The organism is Leisingera sp. S2M4, from assembly GCF_055398055.1.
Map to the genome: position 1 here is coordinate 1,200,859 of NZ_AP040861.1, position 12,623 is coordinate 1,213,481.

At 64.2% G+C, this 12,623-nt stretch carries 11 protein-coding genes; 3 read left to right on the plus strand and 8 right to left on the minus strand.

All coding sequences use genetic code 11. The features are described 5' to 3' along the window. Nucleotide 1: 1 nt before the first annotated feature. Nucleotides 2–1,711, minus strand: coding sequence for a sensor N-terminal transmembrane domain-containing protein (locus tag ACZ52D_RS05930; RefSeq protein ID WP_464442831.1), 1,710 nt, complete (start codon nucleotides 1,709–1,711; stop codon nucleotides 2–4). 79 nt (nucleotides 1,712–1,790) lie between these two features. Beyond that, nucleotides 1,791–2,495, minus strand: a complete 705-nt coding sequence (locus ACZ52D_RS05935; RefSeq protein ID WP_369924750.1) for a response regulator transcription factor — start codon at nucleotides 2,493–2,495, stop codon at nucleotides 1,791–1,793. A gap of 340 nt (nucleotides 2,496–2,835) precedes the next feature. On the opposite strand from ACZ52D_RS05935, the gene ACZ52D_RS05940 reads away from it, so the two are divergent. Further along, entirely contained in the window at nucleotides 2,836–4,434 is a 1,599-nt protein-coding gene (locus ACZ52D_RS05940; protein ID WP_222456158.1) for a phosphoenolpyruvate carboxykinase, read from the plus strand. Nucleotides 4,435–4,512: 78 nt separating this feature from the next. Here ACZ52D_RS05940 and dgt read toward each other — a convergent pair whose 3' ends face one another. From dgt to ACZ52D_RS05955, 3 genes are all read right to left on the minus strand, one after another. Beyond that, nucleotides 4,513–5,868, minus strand: coding sequence for a dGTP triphosphohydrolase (gene dgt / locus ACZ52D_RS05945; protein WP_464442832.1), 1,356 nt, complete (start codon nucleotides 5,866–5,868; stop codon nucleotides 4,513–4,515). 63 nt (nucleotides 5,869–5,931) lie between these two features. Further along, nucleotides 5,932–6,828 (minus strand): cation diffusion facilitator family transporter, encoded by an 897-nt coding sequence (locus ACZ52D_RS05950; protein WP_464442833.1) that lies wholly within the window; start codon nucleotides 6,826–6,828, stop codon nucleotides 5,932–5,934. A 25-nt stretch (nucleotides 6,829–6,853) separates the two neighbouring features. Then, nucleotides 6,854–7,621 carry a sulfite exporter TauE/SafE family protein gene (locus ACZ52D_RS05955; protein ID WP_464442834.1) on the minus strand — a complete coding sequence of 256 codons (768 nt, stop codon included), beginning with the start codon at nucleotides 7,619–7,621 and terminating at the stop codon, nucleotides 6,854–6,856. Nucleotides 7,622–7,766: 145 nt separating this feature from the next. Between ACZ52D_RS05955 and ACZ52D_RS05960 the strand changes: the two genes are divergently transcribed. Then, nucleotides 7,767–9,452: an acyl-CoA dehydrogenase family protein gene (locus ACZ52D_RS05960; RefSeq protein ID WP_464442835.1), complete on the plus strand. Its 1,686-nt coding sequence runs from the start codon at nucleotides 7,767–7,769 to the stop codon at nucleotides 9,450–9,452. Nucleotides 9,453–9,903: 451 nt separating this feature from the next. Continuing rightward, nucleotides 9,904–10,254, plus strand: coding sequence for an SGNH/GDSL hydrolase family protein (locus ACZ52D_RS05965; protein WP_464442836.1), 351 nt, complete (start codon nucleotides 9,904–9,906; stop codon nucleotides 10,252–10,254). A gap of 234 nt (nucleotides 10,255–10,488) precedes the next feature. Here the strand turns inward: ACZ52D_RS05965 and recO are convergent, their stop codons facing one another. The 3 genes from recO to era form a co-directional block, all read right to left on the minus strand. Beyond that, nucleotides 10,489–11,214: a DNA repair protein RecO gene (recO, locus tag ACZ52D_RS05970; protein ID WP_464442837.1), complete on the minus strand. Its 726-nt coding sequence runs from the start codon at nucleotides 11,212–11,214 to the stop codon at nucleotides 10,489–10,491. A gap of 69 nt (nucleotides 11,215–11,283) precedes the next feature. Then, nucleotides 11,284–11,613 (minus strand): DUF1491 family protein, encoded by a 330-nt coding sequence (locus tag ACZ52D_RS05975; RefSeq protein WP_369924744.1) that lies wholly within the window; start codon nucleotides 11,611–11,613, stop codon nucleotides 11,284–11,286. An 88-nt stretch (nucleotides 11,614–11,701) separates the two neighbouring features. Next, on the minus strand, nucleotides 11,702–12,607 hold the full coding sequence (era, locus tag ACZ52D_RS05980; RefSeq protein ID WP_222456166.1) for a GTPase Era: 906 nt from the start codon (nucleotides 12,605–12,607) through the stop codon (nucleotides 11,702–11,704). Between the last annotated feature and the right edge of the window lie 16 nt (nucleotides 12,608–12,623).

The window sequence follows — 12,623 nt, forward strand, 5'->3', positions numbered from 1 at the left end:
CTTACACCGGCAGGCCAACCACAAACCGCGCACCCAGCGGTTCCGAGGTCACATCGGCCTCGGTGGGACGAATGTTCTCGGCCCAGATCACCCCACCATGCGCCTCGACGATCTGCTTGGAAATCGCCAGGCCAAGGCCGGAATTGTTGCCGAAATGCTCCACCGGTCGCTGTGAGTAGAAACGTTTGAAAATCTTGGAGAGCGCCTGATCCGGGATGCCGGGGCCGGTGTCCTCGACCACCACCAGGACCCGATTGGCGCGACGGCGCGCCCAGACGCGGATGGCATCGCCTTCTTCGCAGAAGGAGATCGCGTTGGTGATCAGGTTGACGAAAACCTGTGCCAGCCGGGCTTCCAGACCCTGGAGGAGAATCGGCTGTGCAGGCAGATCGGTGATGTAGTCGATGCCCTTGGCGCGCGCATCCTCACCCAGATACTGGTTCAAGTTGCCGAGCATGGTCAGCAGGTCGAATTCCTCTTCTTCTTCTTTGACAAGCTCGGCATCCAGCCGGGAAGCGTTGGAGATATCGCTGACCAACCGGTCAAGCCGTCGGACGTCATGTTCGATCACGTCCATCAGCTTCTGGCGCTGATCCTCGCGTTTGACCATGCGCAGCGTGCCGACCGCCGATTGCAGGCTGGCCAGCGGGTTCTTGATCTCATGCGCGACGTCGGCGGCGAATTGTTCATTGCTGTCGATGCGGGTGTAGAGCGCCTTGACCATGCCGCGCAGCGCGCGGCTGAGGCGACCGATTTCATCCGGGCGACCGGACAGGTCCGGAATGCGGATGCGGCCCGGATTGGATTGCTTGCTGCCACGGTCGCGGCCGATCTCTGCCGCTTCGGCCAGATCTGCCAAGGGGTTGGCGATGGTCGAAGCCAGAACCAGGCTGAGCCCGACAGAGACCAGCAGGGCAACGATAAACATTTGCAGCACCCGCTCCTGCTCGGTCCGCACCAGGGCGTCGACTTCGCCGGTCGGAGAGGTGAGCGCGATCACGCCAACCGGAACCCCGTTGTGAATGATCGGTGTCGCTGCCGAAATGATCCTCGCCCCGGTGGTATCCGCCACGGTCTCCACCCCGGTGCCCCCGCTGAGCGCCCGGTCCACCAAACCGCTGAGCCGGGTTTCCAACGCCGGGGCCGAGGCATCGGGCACGGCCCCCGGGTCGCCGTCCGCAAAGGACCAGATCGCGGCCAGTGCATCGCTGATGAAAGTCCGCCGCGGGCCACTGTCATTCAGGACGTTCAGCGCATCGCTGCGATCCACGCCCTTGACCGTCGAGATCAGATTGCCGGTGGTATCAAAGACGAAAGCCTCGACGCCACCACGCAGGCTGAGCTGAGCCAGCGTATTTTCCACCTGAATGCCATCCCCCGCCGCGAGGCTGACGGCCCCGGCGGCAGGCAATTCGGCCTCGAACACATCCGCCACCAGCATCGCTTCGGAGACCAGTGTACCGGCGCGCTGCAGAACCAGGCTCTGGCGCGAGGAATTCAGGTACAGGATACCGGAAACGAGGATGATCAACGCGATCAGGTTGAACGTGATGATCTTGCGGGTCAGCGGCGAGCCCTTCAGCGACAGCAACCCGCGCCGCGCGCGCTTGACCTGCATCTCCTGCGTCACGGTCTGTTCCGGGCTGACCCAGTCGTCGCCGAGCACGACGTCGCCGTCCTGCTGGCGGTTGGTCAAACTGGTATCGCGCATGCGCGCCTCTCCTTCGGTCGGGGCAGATTGCCCCGCTCAATCGTTCTGCGGGCGTATCGGTCCCGCGCCACCCTGCGCCCTATTCTTCGTTGTAACGGTAACCGATTCCATAAAGGGTCTCGATTGCCGCGAAGTCCGGATCAGCGCTGCGCATCTTCTTGCGCAGCCGCTTGATGTGGCTGTCGATGGTGCGATCATCGACATAGACTTGGTCATCATACGCCACATCCATCAACTGGTCGCGACTTTTTACGAAGCCAGGACGCTGGGCCAGCGCTTGCAGCAGCAGGAACTCGGTAACGGTCAGCGACACGTCCTTGCCCTTCCAGCTGACGGCATGCCGCAGCGGATCCATCCGCAGGTTGCCGCGTTCCATGACCTTGGCTTCGGGGCTGGCGGTGCCTGCCTCATCATTGCCAAGCGCTTCCTGGCGACGCAGCAAGGCACGGATCCGTTCCACCAGAAGCCGTTGAGAAAACGGCTTTTTCACATAGTCGTCCGCGCCCATCCGCAGGCCCAGCACCTCGTCGATCTCATCATCCTTGGAGGTCAGGAAGATCACCGGCATCTGGGTCTTCTGGCGCAGGCGCTGCAACAGGTCCATGCCGTCCATGCGCGGCATCTTGATGTCCAGGACAGCCATGTCGGGCAGCTTCTTGTTGAAAGCGTCCAGCGCCGCCTGACCATCGTTGTAGGTTTCGACCTCAAAGCCCTCGGCCTCAAGCGTCATGGAAACCGATGTCAGGATGTTCCTGTCATCGTCAACCAAAGCAATCTTTGACATCTGAATTGCCCCTAATCTGCTCTGTACTGTTCAGTTTTTAGCACTTTCATCGCCGTTCTCAGGCGGCGAATCAATCCAATTCGACGAATCAGGCCCATGTTTGGACACAATTGGGGCAAAAATACCTTAGTATCTGCTGAACCGGAGAGCGACTTTGCCTGCCGCGTGGGATGGTTGCGCTAAACATCAACTTGGTGGCGCTAACTACCGGAAGCCACCCTGTTCAGCACCCGAAAGCCCATGTTAAGACCGCGCCACCGGCATCCTCGCCGTTTTCTATTGCCCCAGGGCGCAGCCGCGCTGATCGCGTGAAACCTGCGCCGCCACAGGAGAAAAACGCATGACATCTGGACGGGTTAACCCGCAATTTCGCCTCGAAGATCAGGGCATCGAGGGTCTGGGCAATGTCTATTACAACTTCATGGAGCCGGCCCTGATCGAAGCTGCGCTGAAGCGCGGCGAAGGCACGCTGGGCAATGGCGGCGCCTTCCTGGTGACCACCGGCAAGTTCACCGGTCGCTCGCCCAAGGACAAGCATGTGGTGAAGACCGACAGCGTCCGCGACACCATCTGGTGGGACAACAACGCCGCGATGAGCCCGGAAGGCTTCGATGCGCTCTATGCAGACATGCTGGAGCACATGAAAGGCCGTGACTACTTCGTCCAGGATCTCGTCGGCGGCGCCGATCCCGCCCATGCCATCAACGTCCGCATGGTCACCGAGCTGGCCTGGCACAACCTGTTCATCCGTCACCTGCTGCGCCGTCCCGAGCGCGAGGACCTGGATGAATTCATCGCAGATTTCACTATCATCAACTGCCCGTCCTTCCAGGCCGACCCCAAGAAGCACGACTGCCGCTCCGAGACCGTCATCGCGCTGAACTTCGACAAGAAGGTGATCCTGATCGGCGGCACCGAATACGCGGGCGAGAACAAGAAGTCGGTGTTCACCCTGCTGAACTACCTGCTGCCGGAAAAGGGCATCATGCCGATGCACTGCTCCGCCAACCACGCCAAGGGCAACCCGGTCGACACCGCCGTCTTCTTCGGCCTGTCCGGCACCGGCAAGACCACCCTCTCCGCCGACCCGGACCGCGTGCTGATCGGCGACGACGAGCATGGCTGGGCCGACAACGGCACCTTCAACTTTGAAGGTGGCTGCTATGCCAAGACCATCAACCTGAATGCCGAGGCTGAGCCGGAAATCTACGCCACCACCTCCAAGTTCGGCACCGTGATCGAGAACATGGTGTTCGACGAGGAAACCAAAGAGCTGGATTTCAACGACGACAGCCTGACCGCCAACATGCGTTGCGCCTACCCGCTGCATTACATCTCCAATGCATCCGAGAGCGCCCGCGGTGGTCACCCCAAGAACATCATCATGCTGACCTGCGATGCCTTCGGCGTGCTGCCTCCGATCGCGCGGCTGACCCCGGCGCAGGCGATGTACCACTTCCTGTCGGGCTTCACCTCCAAGGTGGCCGGGACCGAGCGTGGCGTGACCGAGCCGGAGCCGACCTTCTCGACCTGCTTCGGCGCACCGTTCATGCCACGTCGTCCGGAAGTCTATGGCAACCTGCTGCGTGAAAAGATCGCCCAGCACGGTGCCACCTGCTGGCTGGTCAACACCGGTTGGACCGGCGGCGCCTATGGCGTTGGCAGCCGGATGCCGATCAAGGCAACCCGCGCCCTGCTGACCGCGGCGCTGGACGGCTCGCTGGCCGAGGCCGAATTCCGCAAGGATGCCAACTTTGGCTTCGACGTTCCGGTGACCGTACCGGGCGTGGCCGAAGTGCTGCTGGACCCGCGCCGCACCTGGGACGACCAGGAGGCTTATGACCGTCAGGCGGCCAAGCTGGTGCAGATGTTCTCGGACAACTTCGGCCAGTACCTGCCGCATATTGACGACGACGTGAAAGCCGCCGCCATCGGCTGAGCCGCAGCTCGCACCTGAACAAAAGAAAGCCCCGGCCGCTGTGCCGGGGCTTTTCGTTTTTGGCGCTGCGGCAGCGGCCTACAGCGCGCCGCTGATCATGTCGCGCACCTTCACCGCGTAGCGATCGGTCATGCCCGAGACGAAATCCGCCAGCGAATGCATCGCACTGCTGGCATCGGTGACGCCGCGCAGGTCCAGATCCACGGCACGGATCAGCTGCACCCAATGCGGATGCGCCCGGGCGAACTGCGCCTGATCCCAGTCGCAGGCTGCCAGATCGCAATAGAGCGCGTGGAAGTGGTCGAGGATCCGGTGCAACACCTGTCGGCCCGCCACCTCCAGCTCTGTCTTGCGCCGGGCGGCAAAGATGCGCTCCACCGACAGGCGCTGCAGCTCCGCGAAGGCACCCGCCTTGACCGACGCACCGATGAGGTCGCCGTCGAAATCGCCGCACATGATGGCGTCGTAGTTATCGAGGAAGGCCTGCACCGCGGTGCTGGTGGCCGCCCCGATCGCCAGGGCCCGCAACAGGGCAACCCGCTCGCCCAGCGGCATCGCGGCGTCTTCCTCGCGGTTGCGCTTGCCGGTGATGTCCTCCAGCACCGCCGCCACGTCAGCGCGGTCCAGATCCCCCACCGCGCCTGCATCCTCGATATCCATGATGCGGTAACAGATGTCGTCCGCCGCCTCGACCAGGAAGGCCAGCGGGTGCCGCCGGTACCAGCCAGTCGGCTCGCGCAGCATGCCGGTGGCCTCGCAGATCTCGTCCAGCAGGGCGCTGTCGGCGCTGAACGCGCCGAACTTCTTCAGCCCCGCATAGGGCGCCGGGCCGCCCGCGCAGACCGCATCGCGCAGCGGCCGGGTGCAGGGGTACTTCAGGAAAGCACCCAGCGTCGCATAGCTGAGCCGCATGCCGCCCTCGCGCCGCGCCATCTCCAGCCGTCCGGCGATGCGCAGCCCCTGCGCGTTGCCCTCGAAATGGGCGAACTCCGCCTGCTGTTCTGCGGGCACCTTCGCCGCCAGACCGGTGCCTGCCCGGAACTGCGCCGCGAACCAGCCGCCGATGCTGTCCTCGCCGGAGTGGCCGAACGGCGGGTTGCCGATATCATGCAGCAGGCAAGCTGCCTGCACGTGGCCCGCGATGCGCAGGACCTGATCCGGGGTGATCCGCCCCGCTTCCAGCAGCGCCTGTCCCACGCCGGATCCCAGCGAGCGGCCGACGCTGCAGGTTTCCATGCTGTGGATCATGCGGTGATGCACGTGATCGTGGCTGTAGAGCGGATGCACCTGCGTCTTCTGCGCCAGCCGCCGGAACGGTTCCGAGAACAGGATGCGGTCGTAATCCTGCAGATAGGCCTCGCGGCCCGGCACCTCGGGGAAGTCCGGCCGACACAGCCGCCCCGCGTTCAGCAGCCTGTTCCACTCCATCGCCATATGCCTGCTCCTTTGCCAGTCCTGCCGCGGTTAAACGAGAGGCGGCGGCGAAATGCAAACGCTTCAGCGTGGATGGATGCCTGCCGCTTCAAGCTTGTGCTCCGGCTCCACGTGAATCACCACCTGCGCGTCAGGCAAAGCGGTGATCAATGCTGCCTCCAGCCGGTCGCAGATGTCATGCGCGGCCCGAACCGGCATGGCGCCATCCACCACCATGTGGAACTCGATGAACAGGGCGCGGCCTGCGCGCCGGGTCTTCAGACCGTGCACCTGCAGCGCGCCGTTGCCGCTGTTGTGGATGATCTGTTCGATGCGGGCGCGCTCCTCGGCCGGGGCGGCGGTGTCCATCAGCCCGCTGACCGAGGCCGCGATCACCAGCCAGCCCTCGCGCAGGATGTTCACGGCAACCAGCAGCGCCAGCAGCGGATCGAGAATGCCCCAGCCGCTGGCCAGCGCCAGCCCGAGACCAACCAGCACCCCGGCCGAGGTCCACACGTCGCTCATCAGGTGCCGCCCGCCGGCGGTCAGCGCCGGCGATTTCAGCTGCCTGCCACGGTGCAGCAGCAGCCGCGCCCAAACCAGGTTCACGGCCATGGCCAGCGCGTTCACCGCCAGCCCGGCGGCGCTCCAGTCGGCGGCGGCGGGCTGTCCCAGTGCCGCCACCGCCTGGTTTACGATCAGCAGCGCCGCCACCACGATCATGCTGCCCTCGACCACAGCCGAGACATATTCGGCCTTGTGGTGGCCGTAGGGGTGGCCCGCGTCCGGCGGCCGCTGGGCATAGCGCACCGCGAACCAGGCCATCACCGCGCCGCCGATGTTGACCAGTGACTCCAACGCATCCGACAGCAGCGCCACGGAGCCGGTCATACCCCAGGCCGCGGCCTTCAGAACCGCGACCGCCAGCGCCACAAGGATCGAGCCGGTCGCCATCTGGGCGGCTGTAAGACGCGTCAGCATGCGCCCGCTCCTGTCCGCCGCCCGCTCACATCATCAGCCCGCGGCGTAGCAGGTTCACGCCCGCGATGAGCAGAACAACCAGCGTCGCCCGCCGGAACATCGCCTGATCGATGCGGTCATGCAGCCGCCCGCCCAGCCACATGCCGGCAACGGCGGGAATGATCATCGCAACCGAAAACGGCGCCGTTTCGGCCCGCATCACCCCCGAGCCCAGATGCGCACCCAGCAGTGCCACCGCGCCCAGACCGTAAATCACGCCCTGCACCCGGATCTGCTCTGTCTTCTCGGTGCCCAGCGCGGTCAGATAGGCCACCGTCGGCGGTCCCCAGACGCCCGAAACACCGCCGATCAGCCCGGCAATGCCGCCCACGACTGCTTCACTGCGGCGGCTGGGGTTGGCAATGGTCAGCACCCAGCCCATCAGCTGCATTGCGGCAAAGACGGTGACCGGGAAGCCAATGATCAGCAACATCGCCTGCTGCGGCAGCAAACGAACCAGCTGCGCGCTCGACATCAGGCAGACCAGGCCGACCAACAGGAACACGCGGAACCGGCGCACCGAGGCCAGCGCCGCCCCCGCGCCTTGCCGCAGCGCCTGCATGCCATTGGTCACCAGCGTCGGCAGAATCAACCCGGCCAGCGCCAACTCCGGCGGCAGGAACATGCTGAGTCCGGAGACAAAAATCATCGGCATGGCAAAGCCCACCATGCCCTTGATGGTGCCCGCCAGCAGGGCGATGCCCGCCGCGGCTGCCAGCTCTGCCGGGGAAAGAAGTGAAAACAATGCGCTCATGCCCCCGCTGTACCACATCCGGCGCCTGCTGCACGGGCAAAATGATGGCGCAATTTTACATCCAAACCAAACGTCACAGCGAATTTTTATTGCGCTGCACCTGCAAAATGATTTACCACCAAGCGAGCGGAAAAGGATCTGATTCATGGCCCACGACGGACAGGACTTGCATATGAAACCGACACTCATCCCCGGCCTGCTGCAACTGACGGCCGCGGCGCTGGAGCCGCTGGACCAGCTTCTGGAGACCGCCCGCGCCGCGGTGCGCGCGCAGGTCAGCGAGGAGGGCCGCGTCTCGGGCCGCCTGATCGAGGCAAACCAGACTGCGGCCCACGGGCTGTCCTGGCTTGCGACCTATGTCTACAGCCTGCGGCAGATGCAGAAATGGGCCGAAAAGCTGGAGGCCGAGGGCAAGTTCGGCGAGATGGAGCAGCTGATCCACCAGATCGGCTTTGGCGAGTACCTGTGGCAGGTCTATGGCGGCATCCAGATGAACCAGGGCGAGATCGTGCGCCTGCAGGACCTGGGGCTGAGCCAGGACGACCAGCGCGCGCTGATGGTTCCGGCCGTGATGACCCTGTGTGAGCAGGGCAACAGCCAGGCCGCCCGCAGCCGCCTCGTGGAACTTATGGAGGAGCAGACCGGCTCCACCATGTTCGGCGCCTCGGGCCTAGAGGAAGAGCTGGAGATGATCCGCGACCAGTTCCGGCGCTATGCGGTGGAGAAGGTCGAACCCCACGCCCACGACTGGCACCTCCGGGACGAGTTGATCCCGATGGAGGTGATCGAGGAACTGGCCGAAATGGGCGTCTTTGGCCTGACCATCCCGGAGGAATACGGCGGCTTCGGCCTGTCCAAAGCCTCGATGGTGGTGGTGTCGGAGGAGCTGTCGCGCGGATACATCGGTGTTGGCAGCCTCGGCACCCGGTCGGAGATCGCGGCGGAGCTGATCCTCTGCGGCGGCACCGAGGAGCAGAAGGCCAGCTGGCTGCCCCGGCTGGCCAGCGCCGAGATCCTGCCCACAGCGGTGTTCACCGAGCCGAATACAGGCTCTGATCTGGGCTCATTGCGCACCCGCGCGGTGAAGGACGAGAATGGCGATTACCGGATCACCGGCAACAAGACCTGGATCACCCACGCTGCCCGCACCCATGTGATGACCCTGCTGGCACGCACCGACCCCGCCAGCACCGACCACCGCGGCCTGTCGATGTTCCTGGCGGAAAAGACCCCCGGCACCGATGAAAACCCCTTCCCGACCGAGGGCATGACCGGCGGCGAGATCGAGGTTCTGGGCTACCGCGGCATGAAGGAATACGAGCTGGGCTTCGACAATTTTCTCGTGAAGCAGGAAAACCTGCTGGGCGGCGAAGAAGGCAAGGGCTTCAAACAGCTGATGGAGACCTTTGAATCGGCCCGCATCCAGACCGCCGCCCGCGCCATCGGCGTGGCACAGTCGGCACTCGATATCGCCATGCAATACGCGCAGGAGCGCAAGCAGTTCGGAAAGAGCCTGATCCACTTTCCCCGGGTATCGGGCAAGCTGGCGATGATGGCGGTCGAGATCATGATCGCCCGCCAGCTGACCTATTTCTCGGCCTGGGAAAAGGACAACGGCCACCGCTGCGATCTGGAGGCCGGCATGGCCAAGCTGCTGGGGGCCCGTGTTGCTTGGGCCGCGGCTGACAATGGATTGCAGATCCATGGCGGCAATGGTTTTGCGACCGAGTACAAGATCTCTCGGGTGCTCTGCGATGCGCGGATCCTGAATATCTTCGAAGGTGCAGCAGAGATTCAGGCCCAGGTGATCGCCCGCCGCCTGCTAGGCTGAGTGTCCGGGGGGACATAGATCGGGGCTGTGACAGCGATCGCTGCGGCTTTGCTGCAATGGCAACGGCAAAAGTCGCGGCCGCGCGACACGGCCCCCTGTACGGCCGCGTTCAGGATACGGTTAATCTGCGACATGTTCATGCTCCGCGCCCTTCTGATCCCGCTGGTCCTGCTTGCGGCCTGCGCCCCGCGCCCTGACGACGGCCAAGCCTCCCGCATCCTGGTGATGGGGGATTCTCTGCTGGCCTGGCACAGCCTCTCCGGAAATTCCGTCGCCGATGCACTGGCGCGCGAGCTACAGGAGCCGGTGACGGACCGCTCCGTTTCGGGGGCGCGTGTCCTCTATGCGCTGCCGGTTACAGGCGCAGCAGGGCTGAACATCGGCAAACAGTACCGACCAGTGGATCATCGTCAACGGCGGCGGCAACGATCTATGGCTGGGCTGTGGCTGCATGATCTGCAACCGCAAGCTGGACAGGCTGGTGTCCGCAGACGGGCGACAGGGCGCGCTCCCCGACATGCTGGCGCGCCTTCGGAAGACCGGCGCGCAGGTCGTCTATGTGGGCTACCTGCGCAGTCCGGGAACCGGGTCGCTGATCGAACATTGCCGGGATGAGGGCAAGGCGCTGGAAGACCGCATTCAGCAGACTACCGCGCGGGACGAAGGGCTGCACTTTCTGTCCCTTGGGACCATGGTGCCACATGGCGACCGCAGCTTTCACGCCGCCGACCGGATCCACCCTTCGATCAAAGCCACCCGAGAAATAGCGCGACGGACAGCAGATATCATTCGCGAAAACTGATCTGCCACCCTGCTGCCCGTTCACCCGCCTCTGAAGCACTCACAGATCTGTACAGAGCCTTCAGAATGGCGGCGGCGCCACGTTCCGCCTGAAACCCATTGTGCCCAAAACCGAGAGCGCCCCGTGTGGCAAATGCCGGTTTTGCTTGGGGACCGGATTTTTCCGCCGCGACTGCGGCGAAAGCATTGGCCAGTATCACGATCCTCTAAAGCGTGGGCGCCCGGGAAAGGCGGATCAGAGACGGCGGTTCAGCAAATCTGCCAACCGCCCCCGTGCCTCGGGCAGCGGCTTGTCCCCCATGGCGGGTGCCAGATGCGCCTGCAGGAAATAACCGGTGGTTCGCAGCGCCTCCACGATCTCGCTGTCTTCAGCCGCCCCCTGCCCTCGCATCACCGGAGGCAGCGGCAACAACCGGCTCGCCCAATCGCCGGCGCCTTCACGTGAAACAGCGCGCCCCGTCTTCGGCGACACAAAGGCCAGGTCTGTCTGCTTTCCCGTCACCGCGCAGGCGGAGAGATCAAGACCAAAGCCCATCTCTTCCAACAGGGCCATCTCCCAGCGCAAATAGGCCAGCGGCCAGAGTGTCTCGTTCTCGAGCAGGTCCAGCAATTGTTCGCTGCGGGTGTAAAGCTCCGGGTGCGGTTCCCGTTCTGGAAGACAAAAGGCCAGCAGTGCCGTCACGGCATTCAATCCGGCCAACGCCACCCGACCCGAGAGCGCCGCCGCCGCCCGGCTGCGCAGCGGCTCTGCATGATAGCTGCCGATGTGATCTTCCAGCCGCGCTCGCCAGGCAAGATCCAGTTGAGCCCCCGGTTGCAAGATCGGAGCCATCCTGCGCCCGGCCCCACCGCGGACCACGCCAGCGTGACGCCCGTGATTTTCGGTAAACACGTCAATGATCGCCGCGCTCTCTCCGTGGCGACGCACCGAGAGCAAGATGCCGTGATCACGCCATTCCATCGTCGCGCCTCCCCGGTTTCTGATCCAAGTCAGCAGAGCCTATCGCAAAGACAGCCGCAAGCCGAAGCGTCACTCCAGTCCCGGTTCGTCCAGCAGGTGCCGCCCGGCGCGATCCTCGACCTCAATTACCCAAAGGTCGGGATCAAAGTCCCGCTGGCGACGAATGGAAGCATCTACCTCCTGCTCCGAACCTGTCGCCAGTTCCTGCCACCTGCGGGAGCCGGTCATCAGGTCGTAGGTCCGGTGAAACGCGCTTGCCTTGCCATCTAGCGTGTTCAGTTTCACCAGCACCGCGCCCGCGGTGTCATCGCCGTGGGACGTGACGAAGGCGGGAATGTCCTGAAACCGCAGTCGGGCAAGGTAGGCATCTACCCAGAACCGGGCCGTGAGGCGGGTCATGCCGCGCCTCGGCCTGCGCCAATGCCCTTGGTGAGGGCGGAAGCCTCCGGCGGGAGTATTTTCGCAAAGGTGAAGGACATCAGGCGCTTCAGTTGCCGTCTTTGAAGTCGAGGCCCATTTCGGAATAGCGCTCGGCCTCTTCCAGCCAGTTGGGGCGCACTTTCACCTGCAGGAACAGGTGCACTTTGCGGCCCAGGAACTCTTCCAGTTCGGCGCGGGCGGCCTGGGAGACGGATTTGATGGTCTCGCCGCGCTTGCCCAGCACGATGCCCTTGTGGCCGTCGCGCATGACGTAGATCATCTGGTCGATGCGCGCGGAACCATCCTTGCGCTCTTCCCAGTTCTCGGTTTCCACGGTCAGCTGATAGGGCAGTTCCTGGTGCAGCCGCAGGGTCAGCTTCTCGCGGGTCATTTCCGCTGCGATCATCCGCATCGGCAGGTCTGCAATCTGATCCTCGGGGTAGAGCCACGGGCCTTCGGGCAACTTGCCGGCCAGCCAGCGCCGCAGATCGTCAACGCCGTGACCCCGTTCGGCGGATATCATGAAAGTCTCGGCAAACTCGTGGCGGCTGTTCAACTCCTGCGCCAGGCCCAGCAGCTTTTCAGGCTGCACCCGGTCGATCTTGTTGATGGCGAGCGCCAGGGTGCGGCCCGCGCCGATTTCCGCGAGCCCCTCGAGAATCTTTTCCACGCCTTCCGTGATGCCACGATGGGCTTCGACCATCAGCACAACGACGTCCGCATCGGCCGCGCCACCCCAGGCCGCGGCGACCATGGCACGGTCGAGACGACGGCGCGGGCGGAAAAGCCCGGGCGTATCCACGAACACGATCTGCGCATCCCCTTCCATCGCCACGCCGCGAATGCGGGCGCGAGTGGTCTGCACCTTGTGGGTCACGATCGAGACCTTGGCCCCGACCATACGGTTCAGAAGGGTCGATTTGCCCGCGTTGGGCTCTCCGATCAGGGCAACGAATCCGGCGCGTGTGGTCATGGGTACTGATCCTGTT

What these genes read in the sequence shown, in the direction of transcription:
- ACZ52D_RS05955 (WP_464442834.1), bottom strand. Translation starts at nt 7,621, where the DNA reads ATGAGCGCATTGTTTTCACTTCTTTCCCCGGCAGAGCTGGCAGCCGCG.
- recO (WP_464442837.1), bottom strand. Translation starts at nt 11,214, where the DNA reads ATGGAATGGCGTGATCACGGCATCTTGCTCTCGGTGCGTCGCCACGGA.
- ACZ52D_RS05935 (WP_369924750.1), bottom strand. Translation starts at nt 2,495, where the DNA reads ATGTCAAAGATTGCTTTGGTTGACGATGACAGGAACATCCTGACATCG.
- ACZ52D_RS05940 (WP_222456158.1), top strand. Translation starts at nt 2,836, where the DNA reads ATGACATCTGGACGGGTTAACCCGCAATTTCGCCTCGAAGATCAGGGC.
- ACZ52D_RS05960 (WP_464442835.1), top strand. Translation starts at nt 7,767, where the DNA reads ATGGCCCACGACGGACAGGACTTGCATATGAAACCGACACTCATCCCC.
- ACZ52D_RS05975 (WP_369924744.1), bottom strand. Translation starts at nt 11,613, where the DNA reads ATGACCCGCCTCACGGCCCGGTTCTGGGTAGATGCCTACCTTGCCCGA.
- dgt (WP_464442832.1), bottom strand. Translation starts at nt 5,868, where the DNA reads ATGGCGATGGAGTGGAACAGGCTGCTGAACGCGGGGCGGCTGTGTCGG.
- ACZ52D_RS05950 (WP_464442833.1), bottom strand. Translation starts at nt 6,828, where the DNA reads ATGCTGACGCGTCTTACAGCCGCCCAGATGGCGACCGGCTCGATCCTT.
- era (WP_222456166.1), bottom strand. Translation starts at nt 12,607, where the DNA reads ATGACCACACGCGCCGGATTCGTTGCCCTGATCGGAGAGCCCAACGCG.
- ACZ52D_RS05965 (WP_464442836.1), top strand. Translation starts at nt 9,904, where the DNA reads ATGATCTGCAACCGCAAGCTGGACAGGCTGGTGTCCGCAGACGGGCGA.
- ACZ52D_RS05930 (WP_464442831.1), bottom strand. Translation starts at nt 1,711, where the DNA reads ATGCGCGATACCAGTTTGACCAACCGCCAGCAGGACGGCGACGTCGTG.